General features: G+C 33.4%; 35 protein-coding genes and 1 tRNA gene. 8 read left to right on the forward strand and 28 right to left on the reverse strand.

Annotated elements, in window-relative coordinates:
* Positions 1-52 precede the first annotated feature (52 nt).
* The 4 genes from PYW37_RS10080 to PYW37_RS10095 form a co-directional block, all read right to left on the reverse strand.
* On the reverse strand, positions 53-778 hold the full coding sequence (locus tag PYW37_RS10080) for an ABC transporter permease (protein WP_021723464.1): 726 nt from the start codon (positions 776-778) through the stop codon (positions 53-55).
* Complete coding sequence (locus PYW37_RS10085; RefSeq protein ID WP_012897268.1) at positions 775-1,584, reverse strand: ABC transporter ATP-binding protein; 810 nt, start codon at positions 1,582-1,584, stop codon at positions 775-777. Before PYW37_RS10085 ends, PYW37_RS10080 begins: the two co-directional genes overlap by 4 nt.
* A gap of 93 nt (positions 1,585-1,677) precedes the next feature.
* The gene (locus PYW37_RS10090) at positions 1,678-2,238 is read right to left on the reverse strand and encodes a bifunctional transcriptional activator/DNA repair enzyme AdaA (protein ID WP_023188939.1); all 561 of its coding nucleotides are present in this window, start codon (positions 2,236-2,238) and stop codon (positions 1,678-1,680) included.
* A 13-nt stretch (positions 2,239-2,251) separates the two neighbouring features.
* On the reverse strand, positions 2,252-2,761 hold the full coding sequence (locus tag PYW37_RS10095; RefSeq protein WP_058222331.1) for a methylated-DNA--[protein]-cysteine S-methyltransferase: 510 nt from the start codon (positions 2,759-2,761) through the stop codon (positions 2,252-2,254).
* Between the two features lie 146 nt (positions 2,762-2,907).
* On the opposite strand from PYW37_RS10095, the gene PYW37_RS10100 reads away from it, so the two are divergent.
* On the forward strand, positions 2,908-3,405 hold the full coding sequence (locus PYW37_RS10100) for a GNAT family N-acetyltransferase (protein WP_021723467.1): 498 nt from the start codon (positions 2,908-2,910) through the stop codon (positions 3,403-3,405).
* Positions 3,406-3,656: 251 nt separating this feature from the next.
* Here the strand turns inward: PYW37_RS10100 and PYW37_RS10105 are convergent.
* The 5 genes from PYW37_RS10105 to PYW37_RS10125 form a co-directional block, all read right to left on the reverse strand.
* Positions 3,657-3,730, reverse strand: a tRNA-Ile gene (locus PYW37_RS10105).
* Positions 3,731-3,945: 215 nt separating this feature from the next.
* Positions 3,946-4,146, reverse strand: coding sequence for a cold-shock protein (locus tag PYW37_RS10110; RefSeq protein ID WP_010905424.1), 201 nt, complete (start codon positions 4,144-4,146; stop codon positions 3,946-3,948).
* 1,348 nt (positions 4,147-5,494) lie between these two features.
* Positions 5,495-6,406: a hypothetical protein gene (locus tag PYW37_RS10115; RefSeq protein ID WP_023188941.1), complete on the reverse strand. Its 912-nt coding sequence runs from the start codon at positions 6,404-6,406 to the stop codon at positions 5,495-5,497.
* Positions 6,406-6,945 carry a hypothetical protein gene (locus PYW37_RS10120; protein ID WP_023188942.1) on the reverse strand — a complete coding sequence of 180 codons (540 nt, stop codon included), beginning with the start codon at positions 6,943-6,945 and terminating at the stop codon, positions 6,406-6,408. The genes PYW37_RS10115 and PYW37_RS10120 overlap by 1 nt, the downstream gene beginning before the upstream one ends.
* A 135-nt stretch (positions 6,946-7,080) precedes the next feature.
* Positions 7,081-7,302, reverse strand: a complete 222-nt coding sequence (locus PYW37_RS10125; protein ID WP_074453842.1) for a hypothetical protein — start codon at positions 7,300-7,302, stop codon at positions 7,081-7,083.
* Between the two features lie 301 nt (positions 7,303-7,603).
* Between PYW37_RS10125 and PYW37_RS10130 the strand changes: the two genes are divergently transcribed.
* Both PYW37_RS10130 and PYW37_RS10135 read left to right on the forward strand, forming a co-directional pair.
* The gene (locus tag PYW37_RS10130; protein WP_023188944.1) at positions 7,604-7,990 is read left to right on the forward strand and encodes a hypothetical protein; all 387 of its coding nucleotides are present in this window, start codon (positions 7,604-7,606) and stop codon (positions 7,988-7,990) included.
* Positions 7,987-8,160 (forward strand): hypothetical protein, encoded by a 174-nt coding sequence (locus PYW37_RS10135; RefSeq protein WP_023188945.1) that lies wholly within the window; start codon positions 7,987-7,989, stop codon positions 8,158-8,160. The genes PYW37_RS10130 and PYW37_RS10135 overlap by 4 nt, the downstream gene beginning before the upstream one ends.
* Positions 8,161-8,295: 135 nt before the next feature.
* On the opposite strand, the gene PYW37_RS10140 is transcribed toward PYW37_RS10135, so the two are convergent.
* The 14 genes from PYW37_RS10140 to PYW37_RS10205 all read right to left on the reverse strand — a co-directional run bounded on the left by PYW37_RS10140 (position 8,296) and on the right by PYW37_RS10205 (position 15,847).
* Positions 8,296-8,643, reverse strand: a complete 348-nt coding sequence (locus PYW37_RS10140) for a VOC family protein (RefSeq protein WP_023188946.1) — start codon at positions 8,641-8,643, stop codon at positions 8,296-8,298.
* Positions 8,644-8,799: 156 nt separating this feature from the next.
* Complete coding sequence (locus PYW37_RS10145; RefSeq protein ID WP_023188947.1) at positions 8,800-9,519, reverse strand: hypothetical protein; 720 nt, start codon at positions 9,517-9,519, stop codon at positions 8,800-8,802.
* Positions 9,520-9,891: 372 nt separating this feature from the next.
* Positions 9,892-10,158, reverse strand: coding sequence for a hypothetical protein (locus PYW37_RS10150; protein WP_133278216.1), 267 nt, complete (start codon positions 10,156-10,158; stop codon positions 9,892-9,894).
* A gap of 123 nt (positions 10,159-10,281) precedes the next feature.
* The gene (locus PYW37_RS10155) at positions 10,282-10,602 is read right to left on the reverse strand and encodes a hypothetical protein (RefSeq protein WP_025016904.1); all 321 of its coding nucleotides are present in this window, start codon (positions 10,600-10,602) and stop codon (positions 10,282-10,284) included.
* Positions 10,603-10,643: 41 nt separating this feature from the next.
* On the reverse strand, positions 10,644-11,228 hold the full coding sequence (locus tag PYW37_RS10160) for a hypothetical protein (RefSeq protein WP_023188949.1): 585 nt from the start codon (positions 11,226-11,228) through the stop codon (positions 10,644-10,646).
* A 306-nt stretch (positions 11,229-11,534) separates the two neighbouring features.
* The gene (locus PYW37_RS10165; RefSeq protein ID WP_023188950.1) at positions 11,535-12,977 is read right to left on the reverse strand and encodes a virulence-associated E family protein; all 1,443 of its coding nucleotides are present in this window, start codon (positions 12,975-12,977) and stop codon (positions 11,535-11,537) included.
* The gene (locus PYW37_RS10170) at positions 12,970-13,548 is read right to left on the reverse strand and encodes a hypothetical protein (RefSeq protein WP_025016903.1); all 579 of its coding nucleotides are present in this window, start codon (positions 13,546-13,548) and stop codon (positions 12,970-12,972) included. The genes PYW37_RS10165 and PYW37_RS10170 overlap by 8 nt, the downstream gene beginning before the upstream one ends.
* 7 nt (positions 13,549-13,555) lie before the next feature.
* Positions 13,556-13,882 (reverse strand): helix-turn-helix domain-containing protein, encoded by a 327-nt coding sequence (locus PYW37_RS10175; protein ID WP_023188952.1) that lies wholly within the window; start codon positions 13,880-13,882, stop codon positions 13,556-13,558.
* Positions 13,869-14,063 carry a hypothetical protein gene (locus PYW37_RS10180; RefSeq protein ID WP_023188953.1) on the reverse strand — a complete coding sequence of 65 codons (195 nt, stop codon included), beginning with the start codon at positions 14,061-14,063 and terminating at the stop codon, positions 13,869-13,871. Before PYW37_RS10180 ends, PYW37_RS10175 begins: the two co-directional genes overlap by 14 nt.
* Positions 14,064-14,310: 247 nt before the next feature.
* Positions 14,311-14,550: a hypothetical protein gene (locus PYW37_RS10185; RefSeq protein ID WP_025016901.1), complete on the reverse strand. Its 240-nt coding sequence runs from the start codon at positions 14,548-14,550 to the stop codon at positions 14,311-14,313.
* Between the two features lie 31 nt (positions 14,551-14,581).
* On the reverse strand, positions 14,582-15,007 hold the full coding sequence (locus PYW37_RS10190; RefSeq protein ID WP_025016900.1) for a hypothetical protein: 426 nt from the start codon (positions 15,005-15,007) through the stop codon (positions 14,582-14,584).
* Between the two features lie 4 nt (positions 15,008-15,011).
* Entirely contained in the window at positions 15,012-15,206 is a 195-nt protein-coding gene (locus PYW37_RS10195) for a DUF1655 domain-containing protein (RefSeq protein ID WP_023188956.1), read from the reverse strand.
* A 157-nt stretch (positions 15,207-15,363) separates the two neighbouring features.
* Entirely contained in the window at positions 15,364-15,549 is a 186-nt protein-coding gene (locus tag PYW37_RS10200; RefSeq protein WP_023188957.1) for a hypothetical protein, read from the reverse strand.
* 91 nt (positions 15,550-15,640) lie between these two features.
* Entirely contained in the window at positions 15,641-15,847 is a 207-nt protein-coding gene (locus PYW37_RS10205) for a hypothetical protein (RefSeq protein WP_023188958.1), read from the reverse strand.
* A 295-nt stretch (positions 15,848-16,142) separates the two neighbouring features.
* Here PYW37_RS10205 and PYW37_RS10210 point away from each other — a divergent pair, with 295 nt between their 5' ends.
* The 5 genes from PYW37_RS10210 (at position 16,143) to PYW37_RS10230 (ending at position 20,329) form a co-directional block, all read left to right on the forward strand.
* On the forward strand, positions 16,143-16,478 hold the full coding sequence (locus PYW37_RS10210; protein ID WP_023163790.1) for a helix-turn-helix domain-containing protein: 336 nt from the start codon (positions 16,143-16,145) through the stop codon (positions 16,476-16,478).
* A 9-nt stretch (positions 16,479-16,487) separates the two neighbouring features.
* A complete protein-coding gene (locus PYW37_RS10215) occupies positions 16,488-16,922 on the forward strand; it encodes a hypothetical protein (protein ID WP_025016899.1) in 435 nt (144 codons plus the stop codon).
* Between the two features lie 80 nt (positions 16,923-17,002).
* Entirely contained in the window at positions 17,003-18,058 is a 1,056-nt protein-coding gene (locus PYW37_RS10220) for a type I restriction endonuclease (protein WP_023188960.1), read from the forward strand.
* 93 nt (positions 18,059-18,151) lie between these two features.
* Positions 18,152-19,057, forward strand: a complete 906-nt coding sequence (locus PYW37_RS10225; RefSeq protein WP_023188961.1) for an Ltp family lipoprotein — start codon at positions 18,152-18,154, stop codon at positions 19,055-19,057.
* A gap of 123 nt (positions 19,058-19,180) precedes the next feature.
* Positions 19,181-20,329: a tyrosine-type recombinase/integrase gene (locus PYW37_RS10230; protein ID WP_023188962.1), complete on the forward strand. Its 1,149-nt coding sequence runs from the start codon at positions 19,181-19,183 to the stop codon at positions 20,327-20,329.
* Positions 20,330-20,437: 108 nt separating this feature from the next.
* Here the strand turns inward: PYW37_RS10230 and PYW37_RS10235 are convergent, their stop codons facing one another.
* The 5 genes from PYW37_RS10235 to PYW37_RS10255 all read right to left on the reverse strand — a co-directional run bounded on the left by PYW37_RS10235 (position 20,438) and on the right by PYW37_RS10255 (position 24,381).
* Entirely contained in the window at positions 20,438-20,713 is a 276-nt protein-coding gene (locus PYW37_RS10235; protein ID WP_010905402.1) for an HU family DNA-binding protein, read from the reverse strand.
* Positions 20,714-20,817: 104 nt separating this feature from the next.
* Complete coding sequence (locus tag PYW37_RS10240) at positions 20,818-21,474, reverse strand: YpmS family protein (protein WP_025016898.1); 657 nt, start codon at positions 21,472-21,474, stop codon at positions 20,818-20,820.
* A 9-nt stretch (positions 21,475-21,483) separates the two neighbouring features.
* Entirely contained in the window at positions 21,484-22,695 is a 1,212-nt protein-coding gene (locus PYW37_RS10245; protein ID WP_023188963.1) for a glycoside hydrolase family 3 N-terminal domain-containing protein, read from the reverse strand.
* Complete coding sequence (locus tag PYW37_RS10250; protein WP_023188964.1) at positions 22,692-23,552, reverse strand: SGNH/GDSL hydrolase family protein; 861 nt, start codon at positions 23,550-23,552, stop codon at positions 22,692-22,694. The genes PYW37_RS10245 and PYW37_RS10250 overlap by 4 nt, the downstream gene beginning before the upstream one ends.
* The gene (locus PYW37_RS10255) at positions 23,545-24,381 is read right to left on the reverse strand and encodes a DegV family protein (RefSeq protein WP_025016896.1); all 837 of its coding nucleotides are present in this window, start codon (positions 24,379-24,381) and stop codon (positions 23,545-23,547) included. Before PYW37_RS10255 ends, PYW37_RS10250 begins: the two co-directional genes overlap by 8 nt.
* Between the last annotated feature and the right edge of the window lie 58 nt (positions 24,382-24,439).

Consider the following 24,439-nt stretch of genomic DNA (forward strand, 5'->3'; position numbering starts at 1 on the left):
TATAAATAAATACTCACTTAAACAATTATTTAACTAACAAAAGCTAAAGTATTTATGCCTTTCTTCGATAAACTAATAGGGCTAAGAGACAAATCAATCCGACACTTAAAGATATTCTTGACCAATTTGGAACGACTGTATAGTTGGAAGTTAATGTATGGTTTAAATCAGAAAGTAACTGAGTGAGGAAAAAATTGTCAGCAATCTTACGAATTCCTCCTGAAAGTTGTGCTAACGGAATCATCATTCCTGAAAAGAAGAAGGAAAGAAACATCAGAGGCATAGCAATCGCACTTGCTGTTGCCGTGTTTTTAGCAAGAAGTCCAATAATCATTGCTAATAAACAAAATGGAATTGAATATAAATAAAGTTTTAGATAAAAAAGAATTAATAAACTCAACTTAGGAAACTCATAATCATAAGCATAATGAGCAACTACTAGAATAACAAGCGTTGAGCAAAAGATAATAATCATAAAACTAACAATTTGTGCAATAATATAAAATAATTTTTTTATTCCTCTTTGGACAAATAATTGATAAATTTTTCTAGACTGATAGTCAGCAATTTGTACTGACAGTGAAGTCAAACTAGCTGATAGAACACTGTATAATAATATTGATGCAATATTATTTTCAATATAATGTGGTATGCTTTTTCCAAAACTTGATGAAAAAGCAAACATTAAAAATAAGGGAAAGATAAATACAAAGAAAATTTGTGAAGGATTCCGATAGCGTAAACGTAGTTCAAATGTAAAATATTTTAGAAATTTCATGATAATAGTTCCTCCAAGTTGATACGGTAAGTCATTTGATATAAAACAAGTTCTTTATTGAATTTAATGATGGCTTGTTCAGCCAATTCCTTTGGTAATTTGTACTGTTTTTCTTTTAGTTTATAGGCTTCAAATTCTGGAACTTCTACTAAAAATTCAACAAAAGAAAATTCTTCTTGAATTAAATCTGATTTTTGTAAATCTGCAATAATTTTTCCATCTTTAAGAATGATAAATCTGTCGCATAATTGCAATGCTTCTTCTAAATAATGGGTTACCAAAAGTAAAGTTGAATTTTTTACTTTCAAATTTGAAGATAAAAATTTAAAAAGCTCTCCTCTGCTCTCACTGTCAAGACCCGTTGTAATTTCATCCAAAAAGAAATATTCAGGACTATTTTGTAGTGCAGATACCAAAAAGAGTTTTTGTTTTTGACCACCAGATAAATTTGAAAATCTTTGCTTTAAATAGGATTCCATTTTAAATTCTTTGACCAGTTTTAAGCCATATTCTTTAGATTGTTCATCATTTGAAAACAAAGCTAAAACTTCACTGACTAAAGCATCAGGAGGTAAGGTCATATTTTGCATGATATAACCAGTATTATTGGAAGTCGGTTTCATTTTGCCATATTCAATTTTTCCTGAAGAAGCCTTGACATTTCCATTAATAATATTCATTAATGTTGATTTTCCCGCACCATTATTACCTAATAAAGCAACCTTATCACCAGCTTTTAATTCAAAACTGATATCATTTAGCACTTGATTGTTACCATAGGATTTTTTTATATTTTTTATTTTCATATTGCTATTTTAACTCAATCTATCAAAAGTACTGACCAAAAGTCTGGGATAAATTAAGCAATTTTAGGGATAAAAAAATAAGAGTTTTTTCTCCTATTTTTTGGAATTTATATTATAAGCTTTACGGTATTGATTGGGAGCAAGTCCATAGCGCTTTTTAAAAGATTTTATAAAATAAGGAGTATTCATCATTCCAACGTCACGCGCAATTTCAGAGATTGCTTCATTTCCTTTAAGCAATCGTATTCTTGCTTGCTCAAGTCTTATTCTTGTTAGTTCTTGCTGTGGAGTTAGCCCTTTTATTTTTTTATAAATATGCCGAAGATAAGACGAAGAACCATGAAGTCTTTGTCCAAGCTCCTCAAGACTTAAGTCCTCATCATAATGATTTTTTAAAAGTAAATCAATCTCTTCTACCCAAACCTCATTTGGTACAATTTTATCCATTGGTCGACATCTTTTGCAAGGACGATAACCTTCTTCTAAGGCTTGCTCGGCTGCTTGAAAAATACTTACATTCTCTCTTTTTGGTAGTCTAGAGACGCAGGAAGGTCGACAAAATATTTTAGTTGTTGCTACGCCATACCATAATTTATTATCAAAGTTTTTATCATTATTTTTAATGATTTCCCAAGTTTCGTCAGTAATTTCCAAATGAAAACTCCAATTATTTTTTTAAATGTGCTTGCTCAAGTGTCAAAAGAGCTTTTTTCTTCTCTAGTCCACCAGCGTATCCTGTCAAGGAACCATCAGCCCCCACAACTCGGTGACAAGGGATAATGATTGAAAGTGGATTATGTCCAACTGCTCCACCAACCGCCTGTGACATATTTCTTTTTTTCTCTTCATTAACCTGAAGAAGATTTGATATTTCTTTATAAGTAATTAGACTACCATAGGGGACATCACTTAATATTTTGAGTACTTTTTTTCTAAATTCCGTTACTTCTGGTTTCAATTTTATTTTTTTAAAATCAGGGTTTTCTCCTTTAAAATAAGCGTCCAACCATTCTATAGCATTAATAATTGGAAGACTCTTATCCTCTTTTGCCTGATTTAAATCATAATTGGCCGCAAAGTATTTTTGCTCTTTAAACCACACTCCTAATAAATAAGTTTCATCACTTAAAAGCGTTATTTCTCCTAAAGGTGACTGATATTTTTTTTTAGTTAACATTTTCCCCTCCTCTTCGTTCCGACTTTTTTATATTCAATAGTATAACAAAAAAATAAGGCAGAAAACATCACTATTTGGCTTTTTCATTTTTTTGAATATCATTCTTGATAAATGATATAATATAAAAAAAGATTAAGGGTCTGACAATGAAAGTAATACTAAGAAAAGCATTCCCAGATGATTATGAGCAAATTGCTTTTGTTCACTATAAAGCCTGGTTAGAAACATACACTGGACTTCTCCCAGAAAGTTTCTTAAAAAACAGAACGCTTGAATCAAGCATTAATATTTTTAAAAATAATCTTTGTTCAAATACAGTGGTTGCCATTGTTGAAGGCAAAATTATTGGTTTTTGCGGCTGGGGCCCTCTTCGGAATAATTCTTTTGAAGAAAACTTTGGTGAAATTCATGGCATATACTTACTCGACTCCTATAAAAAACATAAAATAGGTCGAAAAATGCTTGAATTCGCCTTAGAAAAACTTTCAACAAAGAATTATCCAAAAGTTGGTCTGTGGGTACTAAGTAGCAATGAAAATGCCATTCACTTTTACAAGAAACTTGGTTTTTCTGACACAGGAATTGTTAAGGAAGAAAATTTAGGGGAAATTATCACTGAATCTTTTTTTACAAAGGAAATCTAAAAAAGTATATCCCGGGATATGTTTTTTATTTTAATGACAGACAAGAAAAAAACACCGTAAAATTACGGTGTTTAATGCTTAATAGCTATAATTATTTAACTGCGTCTTTCTGATATAAATATATTTGATTTTCATAAAGTATCCTAAAACATTGATACATAAGCCTTAATAGATTTAGAACATTTTCAAAAAAACGTCATATTCATATAGAAGTTTAAGACTTATGCCCCTTTTGTGCCCCTTTTATTTTATGGTTCTTGCTGGACTCGAACCAGCGCTAACCCCGTTATGAGCGGGGGACTTTAACCAACTAAGCTAAAGAACTGTTAGGCAGCATTACTGCCGCCTATGTTTAAGACTTTCATTATAACATACTACCTTAATTAAAAACCACTCTATAAAAGAGTGGCCCTAATTTACGCAAAGGGAAGTGTGTGTTTCCTCTTGCTGGCTAAGTATAACATACTATCCTAGAATTACAACATCGTATTAAAAAAACTGAAGCTACTGCTCCAGTTTATGCACGATTTTCAAATATAATTATGCTTTTGTGATATTGACTGCTTGAAGACCACGTTGACCTTCTTCAACATCAAATTCAACTTTTTGACCTTCATCAAGTGATTTGAATCCATCAGATTGGATTGCTGAGAAGTGAGCGAACAAATCTTTGCCTTCTTCTGAAGTGATAAAGCCAAATCCTTTATCTGCGTTAAACCATTTTACTGTTCCATTTGCCATAATATTTATTTCCTTTCGACAAAATTGTAAATCTCATTTTGCGAAAAGTGAATCGATAAAACATTTTACTCATGACAAAATCTACTTTCTCATAGTAACACTAATTATACTCAATGTCAAACTGCCTATTTATTAATAAAACCCACATCATTACGACATGGGTTTTATGAACTGTAAGGAAAGCAACTAATCTTTCCGTCCAGCAAGTATAACACTAAGCATAGTTAAAGTCAAACTAACTACTAATTGAAAAATAAAAAGCCACTCACAATTGAGCGGCTAAAGATGACAGGCGGTGCTTTCGAAGTACCAACCTTACGTTAAGTATATCACTTTGATCAGTTATTACAATAGTAAATAAAAAGTCACCCCAAATGTGGGAGGGTGACTGAAATAAGCTGGGAGTGACTGACTCCCTAGCGCAAGTGTAGCACTACACTTAGATAAAGTCAAACTGATATAAAAAACCGCCCAATATGACAGGAGGACGGAATATGCCTAAGAGAGATGAGTAACTCTCTATAGGCTTAGTATAACACTTTAAAATTTAAATACAATAGCAAATAAAAGGCCGCCCCAAACGCAGGAGGGCAGCTCTGATATATAGTAAGGAGTCTACTAAGCTCCTATGCTAATCATAACACTTTAAAATTTAAAAACAATAGCAAAATAAAAAAGCCACTCCGAAGAGCAGCTTAACTCTAGAAATAGGATGCAATCCCACAATCATCCCGATTATATTGTAGCATATTATTATTGACAATTGTTCATAAAATTGATAATATTATAAAAGTTATTGCAAGTTAATCTAGTTCCGCACTATATTATTCATACCTTGCTCTAATCACTTTTCGGCACTGGCTTAATGCTAGTGCTTTTTTATATCAAAAAATGCCTCATAAGGGGGAGGAGGCATTTAAGAAAAATTTTATAACGAGCTTCTCATGGATGAAGAAAGCTCAAGGAAATAAAATATCAGGATGATTTATTATAGCGCTATCATTATTTTTTGTCAAGAAAAAAGCGCCCCAGTTAGGAGAGGGACGCTTAGGAGTAAACTTTATGAAAAATTTTATATTTGGAATAATTATATTATAAAACTTGTTTCTTAAATCAAACAAAAGAAAAAATACCAATAACGCTTAGAGCATTTCTTTTGACAACGCTATCTTTTATTGGTATTCTTAAACTATCAATTAAGAAGGAAACCCGAAATGGTTGGGAGAATATTTTTATTTAGTGGGTTCAATTCCCACCTCCTTCATTATTAAAATCATCCTACTAGTCCGCTGCTAGTAGGATTTTTTTGCAAAAGAAAAACGCCCCGGAGGACGAGAAATAACATATCTTAAATTATATTATAATCCCCAGATATTAGTCTAAGAACTATCGAATTATGAAGTATTGCCGTAAAAGTTCTGAAATTCTCAGAGTTTACTATGATTTCTTTATCCTTAAATTCCACTCGTTGGTTTTCTTGAAGTTTATTAACAGCATTTTTTATTTTTTCTATTTCAAAATCTGCTTGTCCATCTTTGTATGAAGATAATCTATTTATATTTCTAGCTTTTACCATATCAGTACTATGGATTTTATCATATTCTTGGAATGATACTTTATACTCTTCTTTTCCGATTGTTAAATTTCCAGCAAGAAAACTCTTAAGAACTTCTTCTGCTTGCTCTTTCTTAGCATATTTTAATCCAAGCATGTTCTCAAATCCTAATACATTCATAACGTACAGACGTGAGTTTTCTTTTTCCAGAACTGCAGTAATTTCACAAGGTATATGAACTCCATAATCAATCTCTATTGTATTATTTTTAGAACCTACTGATAGGTTTAAGAAATTTCTCCCCTTTATTGTAGCTCTTGAGTTTACAGCCAGGAATAAATATTCTTCATCTAATTCAATTACGAAAAAACGAACACTTTCTTTATTACTTTTTAAATTTTTAAGTCTACTTTCATCTAATTTCAATACATCAGCTTCTTGTAGCAAATTTTCCTTACCTAATAATTTAGACACGTTGTACAATAAGTCTTCTTCCCCAATAACCTCTAGATCCAAATAATACTCCGTTTCGTCAATTAAAGAAGTCGAGTCAAATGGTTCTACAATCTGATAATTCAGTTCAGAATAACTTTCAGATATCTCTGATTCGATAGATTCTGCAACTTTCTTGCTATTCGATAAACTAGCAATATAAGTTTTCCCATTTTTTTGTCTAATTCCTAATCCAATGTTAATAATTTCCATTATTCTTTCTTCCTAACGTATGTATTACAAGTATTTGAATCGCCCAATCTAGTAATTGAAATAGTAGTTTCATCTATTTCCACTAGTTTTTTTCTAGAACTAAAAATATACTTTCCATCTTCCATTTCAAAAATATTTAAACCCATAAATATTAGTAATACATTTGGCAAGATTGAACTACTTTTTATCATGAGTATAAACAAACAAAGTTGCAAAACAATAAAAATTATTAAATTCATGATGAAGTTATCTGCACCTCCTATTACCGAAGGAAGAATAACTCCTAAAAGGAATGAGGGGATTTCACCATTTTTTGTCTCGATTTTAGTCACTTCATATTTGGGTGTTTTAACTCCCTCATCTGCACTCTTTTCAATCATAATCTTCAAAGGAATCGTGCACAAAGATATTATAAGGAACAAACCTATAGAACCTAACACACCTAATTTTACCTGAGTAAAAATAAAAAGGAAATAAGCAGGAGACATCGCTGTCAAAAAATAAAGAATTTTGAAAAGCCAACTTGTACCATCGAACATATCGGATACCTCCTTATATTCTACACATAACTATATTATAACAAAAAACTTGTTTATAAGTAACACTACAGTTTATTCGCATTCAATCGTCGTTGCAATTACCATAAAAAACAAAAAACGCCCGCCGAAGCGGGGTTATGTTTTAGTTTGCTTTTGAATAAAGTGTCTAATTAAAATAGAAGCTTCGAATAGTGTAGATAATATAAAAGAAATTCCCCCTATCAAAAGAATTTGATCAGACTGCTCAAATTCGCCGAAAGCTAAAACCTCAATACTTAGTATAATAACAACAAGCCAAGTTCCTTCAAATTTCATATTACTACCACCATTTTTTAGTTTTATTAAAAAGTATACCATATTCTGAAAAATAAAAAAATTCCTGACCGAAGTCAGAGATTATTTTCTTAATTTCTAAGAATCACAACATGTAAATTTTGGATATTGTTCACAACCTACGTGATGTCGGTATAGCTTTCTGCCATAAGTGGCGAGACCGAAAATTTCGTTGTTGCATACATAAAAATTGGTAATTGATATTCCTTATCCCTTGAACTTACTTTCTATTTCCTAATATAAAAATCATCATCTACTAATAGATACTAGTATTTAAAATAGTTTTAAGGTAAAATAATAGTAAAATATTTAGCGAGGTAAACTTATGGATACGCAGGATTTGATAACACGTTCTGAAAATCAAATTGACAATTTCAAAAAAAATAATGAAATTATTTTAAAAGATAATATCAATCAAGAAATTCTTAAAACTAAAAATTCTTTTTCAAAAGAAATTTGGGACGAAGAATTATCTTTAGAAGTCGAAAAAGAAGTTGAAAAGAAATTAACTGCACTTAATAATAGCATTGATCTAAATCCTACTTCGATTTATTTTACACTCAAAGCTGAGACTGCTCTCAATCCTGATATTTCAGAAGAAGAACTAAAGTTAGCTGCTTATAATTTTTTATCTTCAAAAACCAAAAATAAATTTATGAAAAAAATTTTGAAAGAAAAAATAAGCAAACTTACAAAAGGAGGGAATAAATGAATATTCAAACCTTAGGAGTAAAAATTGGGAAAAAAATTATTCAAATTATTTCTCAACAGATTATAAATTATACTACAAGTGAGCAGTTTCAAAAACGAGTTAGTGAAATGTTGGATGGGGTAGTTGATAAGATTGTAAAAGCAGTACTATCAGAGAATAAAAGCAGTTAAAAGTATCCGTAATGGATACTTTTATTTTTAATTCTCCTCAACTATCAGAAATTTATTAAAGTTCATATCATCCATGAGGGAGTATTTGGAAGTGCGGACTATATCTCAATGGGTTTAAGTCACTGAGTTTTATTTTTAATCTTTATTTCTATAAACTACCTCTAATAAATAGCCATCTAAATCTAAGATGTAACATGAATAATAGTTATCATTCTGATTCTTAGGTTCTCCAATACTTTTACCACCAATGTTTAGAGCTAATTGATAGAAATCATCAACTTGTTTTTTATCTTGAGCTGAAAAAGCAAAATGAAATCTTTTCGGAATGCCTTGGTCAATCCAAATATAATCTTTTTTATCATAGAATTTCACACCGTTAACATCACTACTAAAACCATTAATTCCTAATGCTGATAAAAGCGGTCTGTAGAATTCCTTTGATCGATTCAAATCTTTTACTGTAATATCAATATGATCTAGCATAACGATCTCTCCTAACATTCATAAAAATAGTAAAGTCATTATATCATAACCCACTCAACTCCACTTGAGAGAGTACAAATAGTAAAACCGCCAAGAGTTGTCTCAGCGGTTTTTTTATTTAAAAAGTACACTCCTATTATATCATTTTTCTTTCGTCTATTCTCCATATTCTTTACGAAGCCATGCTCTATATTTAGTTTCTTCTAGAATGATAAGACCACCCCCATCATCATGATAAGCTCCCGTCTCTTCAATTTCCTTTTGACGATATTCTTCACGATACTGATTCATCTCATCGTAATATTTTTGCACTTCTCGCATCGTGATGAGTCTCGGATCAAAATCTTTGTGAATAACACGGAGAATACCTTTTAGTCTTTCAGATACATGCCGCTCTCCATGAGCTTCTTTATAAGATTGTAAGGGTAAAAGTTCTAAATCATATTCTTTCAATTTATTTTCTAAGTTGCTACTAAGTTCACGTTCTGAACTTCTGTATTCGCTAGTCTCTTTTTCAGCAGCGTTCATGAGAGGAATAATTTTAGAATTGAGGTCATTTAAAAGCTTATCAATCTTTTTATTACTTGAGCTTTCCCATGTCTTACTATCTTCATCATGAGCTTTTTTCAACTGAGGCAATACCTCTAAATCAAGAACGGCTTGTTTTTTATCTCGTTCTAGCTCCTCGAGTGAACTATCAATTTCCTCAATTTCATATCTTGCTTCACGTTTTTTGGCTGCACTTGAAAAAGGAATCTTGCTATCAATTTTCTTCTGAAGCGTTTCTCGTCTTTTGACCAGCTTCGCCTTTTCATCGTTAAATTTCTTTTCTGTCTCTAGAATTAATTGATAAATTTTTTGTGTGTTTTCTAACATTTTAGTTCTCCTCATTTTTAAATAATTGTTCTCAGTTCGTTAACATTTAGCTGTTTTTTAACAGTTATTTTAACAATATTGACCATTTTAGGGCGGTTTTTCCCTTATATTTTTTAGAATTACAAAATCTCCTCAATCGTTATTTTTATTGACTTTGGAGTGTTTTCAACGTTTTCAGCGCATTTTTCAACAAAAACACTATAAATAGCTTAACAGAGCCGTTTATTTGTATTTTTGTTTTCAGTTAACACCCCCCCCTATCAAAAAAATAGCTTTATTTTTGGTTAAAAGACCCCAACCGGTCTGTGGTAAATTTGGAAATAGACCCAATTATTTTAGACCCGGGGGTATATTTGACAGAAAAGATAAGATTTATTCTGTTTCTTCGTTTTCTAGTTCGGAATCTTTAAACATTAAGAGTAAGTGTCCATCGTCGTACTGTTCAATGAACGCTTGTACGGCTCGTATAAGGAGCTGACCAACCACTCGCTCCGTTAGCCCTCTACTCTTAGCAATAGAAACAATCCCCTCACGTTTAAAGTAGTAGCACTCAAAGATACTTCGTTGTGCTTTATCTTCAATCCTATTAAGAGCTGACATAATCAGATTGGATTGATAAGGCTGTGGCTTATGTCTCATGATGATAGCTAAGATGTCCCTGAGCTTTAACCATTGCTCATGACTTAATCCCAAGTAGTTCGCCTTTGGTTTCTTGATATACATTGCTTCCTCCGTGATATAATAGATATATCGAAAGGAGTACTATGACAACCCTAGGTTTCTAATTATCTTATCTAAATCTTTTGCAATGTCTTTCTGGATATATTCCTCACGTTCAACTGTATTGCAATGCTTAGCTTCTAGATGTAATTGAGCAGCATGATTTAATGTCTGTTTGATACTCACCCAATCAGGCTTTGACAAGCGGTTATGCCTGACTGGAATCCCTCCCCCAAACAGAGCGTTGAATCCGTGGCGCTTTGTGTGATTAGATTGATTAATTGTCTTATCTATTTTATCTAGCTTCTTTTGATTCTCTAATCTCAATCGCTGAATGTTAGAATGTGGTTTAAAATTTAACATTTTATCCTCCCTATGGCTGTTTTATTGACAGCCTTTTTTATTTAATCTAATTCCTCATCATTATCAAAAGTAATGACTTCAATCCCTTTAATTTCAATCACACGAGATTTTATCCCTTGCGTTTCCTCTAAGAATTGAGAAAACAAATCTTTGCCTTTTTCTAAGCGATTAATATGACTCATGGCTCCCATGAAATCTACAGTGAACTCTACTAAATCATCGTTGTCATAATCCCAAAGAAATTCAAAAGCTTTATCATCCACTGCATTGATGGGCTGATTCAGGTCATAAGCTGCTAAAGATTTTTGTACACTAAAGTAATCTTTTGTCTCGTATTTATGGCCATCATATCTTTTGTAAATCGGGAAGGTTTCAATGATTTCTTTAGGCGTGAGCATCCCAATGACTGACAAAGCCATTTCATAAAGTTGGAAATTATCCCAAACCGCTTTGATATAATCTGCTTCACTTTCCGCATTGATTTTCTTGTTTCGTACATTCAAGCCTTTTACAAGGGCTAATGCTCCACGTTTTAAGTCTAGCCGAGTCAGATTCTTTTTTCTATTTAACTCTGCGATTGTTTGAGTCATGATTCTTGACCATGTCTTGGGGTAACTGTTATTCATGTTTTTTCTCCTATTTTTAGGGGCATTTGATTCCACGGGGGCATTTAGTAATGCCCCTCGGAAAACTCAATAGCACCAACGCTTGACAAGTTTTGAAAGCGATATTTTCATTAGTGGCATTTACTTTGAAAACTTTACTATGTGTCCGTGATAAGCAAGCCCTTTTTATAATTAACACTAACTATTATTTTACTAAGATATAAATGCCCTAATGCCCCTTAGTATATCTAACACCTTATATATCAATGGTTTAAACTAGGGGCATTTGTTAGGGGCATTTAACTTTTAGGGGCTTTTAAAATGCCCCTATTTTCTTTTATAGCCTCTTGTTCCCATTCTTTTTGCTTTTTGCCAACCATTTTTATTATTCATTGAATTTTTGAATTTGGCTACTACTTTTGAACTTCCTTTCCCTGTCTCAATCCCCATCGCTTCCCAATAGAAATATGTAGCCGTCACAAACTCTCTTGGTTTGATTTCTCCTCTAAACTCATGTTTAGGAGTCTCTCCGGATTGAAGAATAAAACCAATATAGGCTCTCCGCTCATGCATTCTTGTATTATTCCCTTGCACTTTATAAAAATCTGTAGGAATTGGAATTTCAAGGTACTGTTCAAGTAATTCTTCTTGTTCATCAAAATATTCATAATCTGACCGTTCCAAATTGAGTTGCTTTTCTTCTTCCTCTGAGAGTTTAAAGCTGAACCCTTCCTTGTAGTAGTGAACCATCTCACCCCAAACTTGGCGGACGGTGGCATCATCTAAATCAGAAACAGGATGATATTTTTGTAACTCTTTTGAACAATGAATGGGAAGAAATCGCCTTGCCCCTGTTCTATCTTTTTGATATTCTTCATGGTTAGTTGTTCGAGCAATGACAAAGTTTTTGGCATAATTTTCTACCTTTGTGCCATAGGGCGCCCTGAAAGAAAGCACGGTTTGAGTGATAAACTTCTTTAAATCCGCAAAGGGTATTTTGTTACTGATTGCCATTTCATCATCATTCACAATCAAAGCACGTAACATCATAACTAATTGGTCTTTATCATCAAAGTTTTTCATTGAATCTGTGTACCACCCTTGCCCCATTTTAGTAAGAAAGGTCGTCTTCCCAGAGCCTTGTCCTCCTACCAAATCCAAAACAAAGTCAAACTTATCATAAGGATGATAAACCTTACTGACAGCCCCAACAAAAAACAGTTTGGTCATTCGTTCGGTTAAATCACTTTCTTTCGCCCCCAAATAATCAGGAAACAGACTTCTTGCACGTTTGACCTTATCCCAATTTTTGTAACAGTCTTCCATGAAATCTTGAACAGGATTGTATTTATTTTCGTAAGCAATTTTATTAATCACATTGACTAAAAGCCGACTATCAAATAAAACATCATACTTTTCTTCAAAATGTTCAAGAATAGCCGTAATATAAACCTCTTTTAAGCCATCATTCTCAATCTCTACTCCTCTCAACTTGAAAGGGGTTCTGATTTCTATTTCTTGTGTAAAAGAATTAAAAACAAATTGATTTTTTAAAATATTGTCATTTTCTATGGCGATTCGTATGTTTTTTAAAGAATTTACTTTGGGTTTACCATACTGATTGACGGCGAAATTTTCAGCTTCAAATTTAACTTTAACGATTTTATCGCTCTGAGGTGATTTTTGTTCTGACTTCTTACTCTCTGCTTTTGCTTTTTCTTCCTCGTAGCTGTTAATCATCGTTTGAAAATCATCATCTACATTAGTCACTCAACACCTCTCTTTCTTTTTCATCAAAATATTCATCCGCAAGACCTATAAAATCAGCCAGTAAGGCTTTTTTCTGAGTTCCCTCACAAGTCGCTTCAATTTCTGAAACGGCCCACATCATGAGATATTTATAGTTATAGCCGTGTTTTTTGCCTAAAATAATGAATTTCATCATGTTCTTACTATTTAAAAAGCCCTGATGCATCACAATTTCATCTTTAAATTTCTCAAATGTATTTTGTCGATAAACGGTAGCGACTTTTTCAAATTGATCACGCTGCAGCTTATTAAGAAACTTCATAAATTTATTGGATGGATGCGCTGGATGTTTATAATGCACTTTTTGGTAGCCTTGTTCTTGATATTTAGAGGTTAGAAAGTTAAAAATCTCCCAATGTTGGCTCACGCTGATATCAAGCACTGAATCAAAATGACCACTAAAGCTCATATTATTAGGGACAAGATAAACATATTGATAGAAATCTTCTTTCTCCAAAATGAGTGTCTCTCCTGCCCCTTTCATCAATTTTTTAGCTACTATTTTATTTAGGCGAATTGTTAATAGTTCCATATCTCCCCTAATCAATCATTTCATCTAACCAGTCAAGTGAGGCACTCCGAACGCCCATGACTGCTTTTAGAGTGCTATAAGCCATATTTTCTTTTTTCGTAATGCCTTTGGTGCGCTCCTCTTCATTAGTAGGGGAAAAATAGCCAATGTTATCAATCGAGCCAATGGCGCAACCCTTGCCTTGCAAAAATTCAATTCTTGATTGCAACGTCCGTAAATCTACATTTAGAGATTGAGCCAACATTTTACCGTTAATTGCTTTATCAATCCCTTTATGGTCTGCCAGTATTTTAATAATGTTTTGATCTATTTTCTGTAAATCAGTTATCTTCATTGAGATACCCCCAAATTCTAGTGATGGTTTCTAAGAATTGCTCATAACTTGCTCTCTGTCTAGCTTCGCCAATCAAGGCAAACATTAAGATAGTCATAGCTTCGTTGCTTGTATCACTGATAAGATACTCTAAATTGTCCTTATTGCCTTCATTTTCAAGGACATCAATCGTAATTTTCATGGTTTAGTTTCCTTTATTTGTAATTTCATAATAGCCAGCTCTTTACCTAAAAAGGGGACTGGTTGCGTGCATAAGTTGCTTTTCACTCCGCTGGGTAAGATAATACCTGTACTTGCTTCGAACTGCTGTATTAAGTCATATTTAACCGCTCGTGCGTTGTCAATTATCTTAAACGGGTGTTTGCCTATCGGTCTAAAACTATTCCGTCCGTGCCGTTTTATAGCCGTGTAGCCTTGGTAGTGTTCTATCATTTATCCACCTCATCAAAGAGACTGATTTCTCCGCCCTCTTTTTCGCCCTCAAATCGGACACCTTGCTTATATTTGCGAACTTTAAAAGAATAATCAACGGTGCCTGTATTCGCGTTTAATGGGTCTACCTTTTCAATCTGCTTGTCTATAAGTTCTGCATGATAGGTTTTTAAACTTCGCACGCCTAAGCTATCAATACCAGCCACATAGGGACAAGCTCTAATAATATTTGTCATTTTCTCAATCCTTTTTGCCTGTCTTGCCCCCTTACTTATCCCAAGAAGTCCAGTTTTTCTTTTCTTCTGACATTCCTGCTTCGTACATTCTACGAGTGACTAAAGCATTAAATTCACGGCATTGTCTTGCAACGCTTCCGCCTGATATATCTTTAATAGCCTGATTTTTTACGGTGTCATAGAGTTGCCAATAATTTTCAAATTCTTCGGTTTCTTTTTCAAGCCATTTTGTAGGTTTGTGAGCTTTTTTACCACGATTAAATCCTACGCTGTAAGCGGTCATTAACGCTTTGTAGATGTCGTTTTTTTCTAATTTCAAACCGTCTCGTTCTTCAAGCCAGTTAAGAGAGAAAAACAAATTCTCAAACAATGGATTAAATTCTGTATAATCGCATTGCTTTGCGACTGCCTGCTCGATTTCTGTACGTACATTCAATTTTTCGTCTATTGTTGCCATTTTCTTACCCCTTAACCATTTCTACTTGAATATCATTTTCTAAAGTTGTGAAAGTCACAACTGATTGACCGTCAAACAACCGGTATACGTAATCATTAAGTTGGATAAAGTGGCGTGCTTTGGCTTTTAATAAGTCCATAAGTTCAAAAGCGATTGGATCGTCAAGGATATAAGTTTCTTTGTTTGCTGTATTATTCATTTTGTTTTTATTCTCCAATTTGTTATAATTAGAGTAAGAAAAGCTCTACAAGGCTTGCCTTACTTATAGTTTAAAGTCGTTTATCTGGGGAGATGTTCGGCTTTTTTTGTTGTTATTATGGATTTAATAGTTACTGTATCAAGAGGCATATTTCTTCCTACTTTTTATAACTTTTATAGCGAGTTGCTTCTTTCCACTCTACAAAATCTTTAAATACTTCTTTATTAATAAAGACAAGACCATGCGTTGGATTGAGTACGCCTTTTTTAAATTCAGGTTGATCTCTCATTTCTGTGAGCCAAGCTGTTAATGTGCCTTTAGTTAAGCCTTCCCACTTCTGCATAAGATGCTTTTTTGTCACACCATTCTGCGTCTTCTTCTTTATCTACAGGTAGGTATGTTATTTTTGCGTATGGCATGCTTTATTCCTTTCTTTACTTAAATTTAATTGGATAAATTTCCATTAATTTTGCAAGCATTTCAATAGCCTTAGGACCACCATCAGTTTTATTGAGTGCATTTCTCAATTGTTGTTCGCTGATTCCATCAAGTGCAAACGCTAATGTTTTAATTGAAATACCAGATTCTTTACGGTATTTATTCACTGCTGTTCGCATTTTTTCTAATGCAATTTCCGTCATTTTTTACTCCTCTCAAAGTATTAGTAAAGTATTTTTATTATTTTTCGTAGTTAACTCTTGACTTTTTTTATTCAATGTCATAAAATAAGAGCATAGTTAAAGAGCCTATAAAACACTTTATAAAACTAGCTTGGCGGCGTTGTTCATTAGTATTTATTTAGGTTTTCTTTATCTTTCATTTATAAAAATAACTATTTATCTTTACAAAAACTATTTTATACAAATTCATAAACATTGTCAAGTGTTTTATTCAAAATTATAAAATATTTTTTTGTGATACCTTGAAAGGCTTGATATGACTACGTTTGAAAGAATAAAAAATTTAGCTGATAACCAAAAGATTAGCTTACAAAAAGTTGCAATAGATATCGGTCTCAGCGAAAATGCTATTTACGGTTGGAAAACTCGTAAACCAAAAGGTGAGGATTTAGCTAAAATAGCGGATTACTTCCATGTTTCTGTAGATTATTTGCTAGGTAGAGAAGAAATTGACGGGCCTCAGTTTTCTCCTGAACTTCTTGAAGCAATTGATAATGCAGAAGGTTATTCAGGTCAACCAATGGATGATCATGATAAGGAAATAATAAAAGGCCTTCTAGCTGGTTATTTTGCAGGTAAGAACAAAAAATAAGGAGTTTATATGGACTATCACGATATTTTGCGTGAAACAGGAATAGTCTTAATATGGGCTCCTGAGTTGCACGATAAGGGTTTTTATGTTCCTTATGCCGAAGAGTGTCAATCGGAAAACGGAATTGTATTTGTTAGACTAGGTCTAAGTGAAGATGAAACTGAATGCGTAATATTACACGAATGCGGACATAAAATTAAAGGACGTACACTTTCTAAACTAAGTCCAAGTCAATTGCATATCATTAATGAAGCTAAGGCAAATAGATTCATGATACATTGTAAGGCTGTCGATTATTTAGAAGAAATCGACTATAACGCTTGCTACTATACTCCAGAACGATTTTTAACTAGATTTAAACTATCTGTAAAAGAATTTTATGATATGGCCTCTCAGGAGATGGAACAAATCGCTGCTGAGAATCAATCACAATTAATTTTATAGGACTTATGAGCAATGCCCAGAAACTCAATAAAAGCTAGGTAAATAATGTGCACCATCACTAAACTGGTAGGAGAAGTCTCATGGAAATAAACAAATTAAAAGATGCACTTAAGTCTCTTGGCACAAGAATTGAGACGCTTGCACCAAACATTACCAATGAGGAGCAAACAAAAAATGCCTTTATAATGCCTTTCTTTCAAACATTGGGATATGATGTATTTAACCCTCTTGAATTTGTCCCTGAGTTCACCGCAGATGTTGGTATTAAAAAAGGTGAAAAAGTAGATTACGCTATGGTAATTGATGGTGCACCACAAATTTTAATTGAATGTAAGTCTATTAATGAAAATTTAACAAATCATGATTCACAATTATTCCGATACTTTGGCACTACAAGCTCTAAATTTGGACTTTTAACAAATGGTAGAGAATATCGCTTTTATACAGATCTTGACGAACAAAACAAAATGGATTCTACTCCTTTTTTGACCATCGACCTCACAAATATTAAAGACAATCAATTTTTAGAATTAGCAAAATTTCATAAAGAAAATTTTGATGTAGATAAAATTACTTCTTCTGCTGCCGAGCTAAAGTATCTTAATAACTTGAAAAATTTCTTATCTGATAACTTAAACGACCCAACTGAAGGGTTTGTAGCTTATTTGGTATCACAAATATACGACGGAATAAAAACCAAGAGTACTCTTGAAAAATTTTCTCCAATCATTAAAAAAGGCTTCAACCAATTTATTACTGAAAGGGTAAATGAAAAACTTTCGGCAGCTTTGAATACAAGTGTAGAAACAAAGACAATTGATGAATCTGAAGAATTATCAGAAAATACTCCTAACGATGGAATCATTACGACTCCTGAAGAACTTGAAGCTTTCACCGTATTTAAAGTTGCTTCCAAAGACTTCATAGATCCTTCACGTTTATACTATCGTGATACAAAGAGTTATTTTGGAATTTTAATTGATGATAATAATAGAAAATGGGTTTTTAGATTTTATCAAAAAGCGACAAAAAACCTAATAGAAATTCGTGATGCTGGTACATTTGAGATAGATACCACCATTGATATCGCTTTATATCAAAACGAAATTAAACAAGCTATAGAAAATCATAAATAAAATAAGTTTTTAAAATTTTTGATGCTTAATGCAAATATAAAAACGAGCAATATCTTGATTCTCATAAAAAGCTAGATTAGGAACATAAACATTATGAAAAAAATAGCACTTATTGGAGTAACTATGCTTACTGCTATTTCATTAGCTGCATGTTCTCTGAGTAGTAATTCGGGGTCAAAGAATAGCGAAAAAAGCACAACCGAATCAAGTAATAAACCTACGCTTGAAATTCCTGGGTCTGTTGTCGCAGATAATTCAAAAACTGCTGAAATTACTGGTAAAACAACACCAAATACCAAAGTAAAAATTGGATATGGTATTATAGGTGATAAAGTGACCTCTGATAAAGATGGTAATTTTACTTTAAAATATGAACTAGACGAAGTAAATGATCAAGATATAGTTGAAATAACTGCAAAAAATGGTGGTGGTAAAACCACTAAAGAAATTACTATCAAACAGAATCCTGAAGTAATTAAGAAAAAAGAAGCCGATGCCAAAGCAAAGGCTGACGCAGAAGCTAAGGCTAAAGCTGATGAAGAAGCTAAAGCTAAAGCCGAAGCTGATGCTAAGGCAAAAGAAAAGGCGACAGCTGATTCTAAAGCAAAAGAGGATGCCGCAGCAAGAGAAAAAGCCACGGCTGACTCTAAAGCAAAAGAGGATGCAGCAAGAAAAGCGGCTGATGAAGCCGCAGCCCGAGAAGCCGCACTTCCTAGGGAATATAAGGATGCACTTAGCAAAGGAGAGGACTATCTAAGCTATACCGCATTTTCAAAATTGGGTCTTAAAGAACAACTATTATACGAAGGGTACCCTGATACCGCTGCTCAATACGCAATTGATAATATAAAGACTGATTGGAATATTCAGGCATTAAAAAAAGCCCAAGATTATTTGAGCTATGATTCTTTTTCCGATGCTGGTCTAAGGGAACAATTAATTTATGAACAATTCACCTCAACTGAAGCTGACTATGCAATAGCAAACATTAATAAATAACATAGATAAAAATCCACCCTTTCTTTGGACGGAGCGGGCGGATTTAAACTATAAAGTAGTACAAAAGCTTTTAAGAAGCTTTTTTACTATACCATTTTATCAGAAATGAGGTATAAAAATCAAATGTGGATAGAAGATTTAGCGAATGGTAAGTACAAATATTTTGAAAGATATAGAGACCCATTGACAGAAAAATTAAAAAAGGTTTCTGTTACCCTTGATAAAAAAACTCCACGAGCACAGAAAGTTGCACAGGCAGAACTCCTTGAAAAAATAGAATCTAAAATTAATAACAGTTCTACTTCCAATGCTAAATTTACAGATATAGCTGAAGAATGGTGGAGCTTTTATAAAAAATCAATAAAACAATCCTCCATTAGTGCTCTTCAAAGTTCTTTTAATTTTATAATTGATTATTTTGACAAGGAAATTAAAATATCAAATGTTACATCTAAAGTTATACAAAAATTTATAAATGATGCAGACTGTCCTCGTAGCAAGTTAGAACGCTCAAAATCAACCCTAAATCTTATATTTGATTATGCTGTTGATTTAGAATACATTGAATATAATCCAGCTCGAAAAGCTAAACTTCCAAAAAAGATTCAGACAGTAAAGGATTTAGAGAAGATACAAAATAAATACCTTGAACAAAACGAATTAAAAGCCCTACTTTCAGAACTGTACAGCAGGCCAAACACTCGTAGATTGGCTTTACTTGCTGAGTTCATGTCATTGAATGGATGTCGAATGGGAGAGGCGATAGCTTTAAAAAAAGAAAATTATAAAAGAAGTGAACGAAAAATAGACATTCACGGTACTTTAGATAAAACGGTTGGTTATTCAAAAGGAGTTAAAACAACTCCTAAAACCGCATCTAGTTTTAGAACAGTAGATTTGAGTGACCGAGAAATAGAGATATTAGACGAAATAATTGAACAAAATAATTTGTCCAAATCTGTAAGAAACGATTATAACGAAATGGGCTATATTTTCGTTTCTAAGCGTGGTATTCCGTTGCAGACAAACTCCTTTAACCTTGCAATTAAAAGAGCAAATTCTCGCCTTAAATCGCCAATAAACAAGAATCTATCAAGCCATATCTTCCGTCATACATTAATAAGCTATCTGGCAGAAAACAATGTTCCCCTCAAAGCAATTGTCGATAGAGTAGGACATAAAGACGGAGGTAAGACTACAACAGCTATATATACTCACGTTACCGAAAATATGAAATCTTCGATAATAGATATACTAAATAAAAAGAACTGAGCTTTTGACAGTTCTTTTATTTTATGCCCCTTTTGTGCCCATTTTTCATTTTAAAAAAAACAAAAAGTACCACGAACTAGCGTGATACTTGATGTTTTATAGCTATAATTATTTAACTGCGTCTTTCAATGCTTTACCAGCTTTGAATGCAGGAACAACTGTAGCAGCGATTTTGATTGCTTCACCAGTTTGTGGGTTACGTCCTTCACGAGCTGCGCGTTCGCGAGTTTCGAAAGTACCAAAACCGATCAATTGAACTTTTTCACCTTTTGCAAGGAATTCAGTTACAACTTCACCAAAAGCATTAACTGCTTTTTCTGAATCTTTTTTAGTCAATCCTGTTTTTGCTGCAACTTCAGCGATAAGATCTTGTTTGTTAGCCATTTTAGAAATGTCCTCCATTTGTTTTTTACCTTAAACATAGGCAATTTTCATTTTAGCAAATCTTAGCCTAGTTTGCAAGTCAAAATGCCATTTTAATGCGTTTTTCAGGCTTTTTTCATGAAATCAAAGACAAAATTCCCTTTGGCTAAATCAATTTGATTCGCTTTAATATAAAGATTACCTGAGACATTTATTTTGGACAAATTAATGACCACTTGATTTTTCTTACTTTCAACTTGAACAAAGTCTGGCAAGTCGTATGCCTTAACAATTTGCAGAACTTCTGAAGTTGGTAAACTCAAACTTCCAGCAGAAATATTTTGGACAGATAGACTAATTGAACCATCTGAGAGTGCCAGAGGTTCAAAATAAATATAAAGTGGAATTTTGGTTCCAAAAAGTTTATAAGATGCGTCAAGAACTGCTTGTTGATTAGAAATATAAAACTTATAAGTCATTTCTTTAGTTTGATAAGTTTCTAAATAACTATTTATCAATTCATTAAGCTGCGAAGTTGTGCTCGTAATCTGAGCAACCTTTTGGTCTGAACTATTAGTTGATTTTTGATTGAGAACCGTTTGATCTCTTGGGCTAGTCATGCGAATGGCAATAAACACAACTCCAGCTATATTCAGAGCCAAAAGAATAATAAAGAGCCATTTCCAAATAGGACGTTTTTTAAGGCCTTCTTCTTTTTCAGTTTTTGGCTTAGTGGAATTTTTTGTTTTTGATTTTCTTGTTTGATTTTCGTTATTTTCCATTTTGCTTCTCTATTCTACAAGTTTCATTTCTTCTTTTACTTTAATCACTCTTGTGGCTGATTGACTGATTTTTTTAGCAAAGTCTGGGTCTGCTTTTACCTTTTGCAAAACTTCTGAGATCATTTCTGGAATTTGTGTAGGCTCATTTGCTAAAACAAGGTCATTTCCTGCTGACAATGCTAAAACTGCCCTTTGACCAGGCGTCCATGATTGTACTTGGACAGCATTTGATAAATCATCTGTAATAACCAAACCATCAAAGCCTAATTGTTTCCGTAGTAAACCATCAACCATTTTGGATGAAAAAGCACCGGGAAGATTAGGGTCAATTTTATCATAAATAGCGGTTGCGGACATAATCGAAGGTGTCCCAGAAGAGATTAAATCTTTGAAAATTTGAACAGATTCGCTATTGGAATTCGTTTGGTCATCTCTAACACCTGCACTGATATCTGTATTGCCTGTCACCGCTCCAAGCCCTGGAAAATGTTTAGCAGTTGTCAAAACCTTGGCTGCTTTCATGCCTTCCGTAAATGCTTGAGCATGGCTTATGATACTTGCTTTATCATAAGCATATTGGCGACTCCAATAGCCAATTGGAGCATTTTGTGGAGCAAAGTCGGCAGATAAAACTTGGTCAGCAACTGGTGCTAAGTCAAAATTCACTCCAGCTGCGTAAAGTTCACTTCCCCAAGTTTGTGATTCCTTTTGTAATTTATCAGCTGTCCAACTTCCTTGAGTTAATCCATCAGGAATCTGTGAAAAACCCTGACCTTGGAGAACTTGAACATTTCCTCCCTCTTGGTCACAGGATATCAAGAGTTTGCGATTAGCCGGTGCTAAGCCTTGTAGTTTGTCAGTAATATCTTTCATTTCTGGGACACTGAGATTAGAGCGACCAGTCAAAATAATACTACCTACTTGATACTTTTCAATCGCATCAAAAGTTGCCTGAGTATAGTTATTTGCTGGCATTCCTGTCATAAATAACTGACCAACTTTTTGTTCCAAAGTCATCTGCTCAATATTTTTATCCATATTTTTTGGGGAAGTTGAACTCCTTTTAGTTTCTGACAATTGACTTTTCTTTTTTGTTTTAGACGATTCTTGTTCGTTTAAATGCCCCGCCAAACCAAGAACTCCTGATAAAATTAATGCACAACCAAGAACAAGAGCTAGAAAAACAACTGGTTTTGCTTTTTTCTTTAAGCGCTTAGTCATTTTTGGTTGACCTCCTTATAACTTGCAAATACTGCATCAGCCATAAGTTGATAACCTACGTTATTTGGGTGGAAATGGTCTTCTGTATAAAGTAAGTTATTGGAAACTGCATCGGATGTACTGCCAGATTCAACCGCTTGTTTATCTCCTGAACCCTTATAAAGTAAGTCATTGATTGGAATAAAATAAGTGTTCTTTTCTTGACTTACAACGCCAGCAGTCGCTGTATTCCAGCTATCAATCACATTCTGCATGACTGTAAGCTCAGGAAAATTAAGATAAAAAGGATTGTAAATTCCGAGGACATAAATCTGCGCTTTGGGATTGTCTTCGCGAATTTTATCTAATAATTTTTTCACCCGTGCTTGATAAAGTTGCTCTGGCTTAGTAAAATCTTTTTCTGTCATTGATGAGAGTTTGCTGACATTATCACGAATGACCTTTAAGACGTCATTTCCTCCAATGGTAATCGTAATGATATCAGCCTTTTTTAAGCCGTCAGTAATTTTTTTACTTTTCATCATACGATTATAGATTTGAGTACTTGTATCTCCAGCTTTCCCAAAATTTTGACTACTGACAGAGCTATCTGTCTTATTCTCAATATCTTTGGCAAATAAAGGGACAAAACCACCTTGTCCTGTGGCATCTCCAACTCCTTCTGTCAGTGAATCTCCTAAAGCTGCATAAGTCAGATTTTTTTCTGACAGAGTTGAAACTTTTTTGTCAGCTGAAAATCGGTCACCTGCCTTTGGAAAAACAAGCAAAAAGAATCCTAAAATTAGCAAAATTGCCAGCAACAAGCCGGCAAATGTACGTATAAAATTTTTCATCATATTTTTAGATTTATTATTCATAATCAATCATAATTGCCCAAGCTCCAGGACCTGTGTGTGTGGCAATTGTCGTGTTGGTATCTAAAATTGAAATAGGTTTTTCAACAAATTTTTGCAAAACTTCTTTCGCTTTTTGTGAAAATTCTAAACCTTGAGCATGAGAAATTCCAATTTCACGGATTTTACGTCCAGAACTACTAATAGAATCTGAAAGTTCTTCAAGCCATTTATAAAAAGTTTTACTTCCACGTCCACGTAAAAGAGTACTCAATTCACGGTCTTTCAAAGTTCCAATAACGCGAACTTGTAAAAGACTTCCAAATAGTCCTGTCATTCGACTAACACGACCACCTTTAACCAAATTTTCTAATGTTGAAAATCCGATAAAAAGCTCTGTATTTTCTCGAATATATTTAATTTTTTCTAAAATTTCTTCTTTAGATGCTCCTGCTTTTGCTAGGCGCGCTGCTTCAACCACTTGGAATTTTTGTGCTTGGTCAGTAAAGTCACTATCAATGACCGTTACGTTACGACCTGAAAGCATTCCCCCTTGGCGTGCTGCTTCTACTGTTCCTGACAATGCTTCTGTTAAATGAATGGAGATAATCTCATCATCCTCAGCAGCAATTTTTTCATAAACCTCGGCAAAAACACCAACTGGTGGCTGACTTGTTTTAGGCAAGTTTTTTGATGCAGCCATTTTGACCATGAAATCTTCAAACTTCAAGTCGTCGTCTGAATACATTGTTCCATCGATCGTTACTGACAACGGAACAATAGTAATGTCAAGTTCACGAGCAATTCCTGGCTCAATCGTAATGGATGAATCTGTCACAATTTTTATTGGCATATTTACTATCTGAACTCCCATTTTTCTCATAGGAGAAAGTCGGCAGTCCAATTCCTTT

This window comes from Lactococcus lactis (assembly GCF_029023865.1).
Taxonomy (GTDB): domain Bacteria; phylum Bacillota; class Bacilli; order Lactobacillales; family Streptococcaceae; genus Lactococcus; species Lactococcus lactis.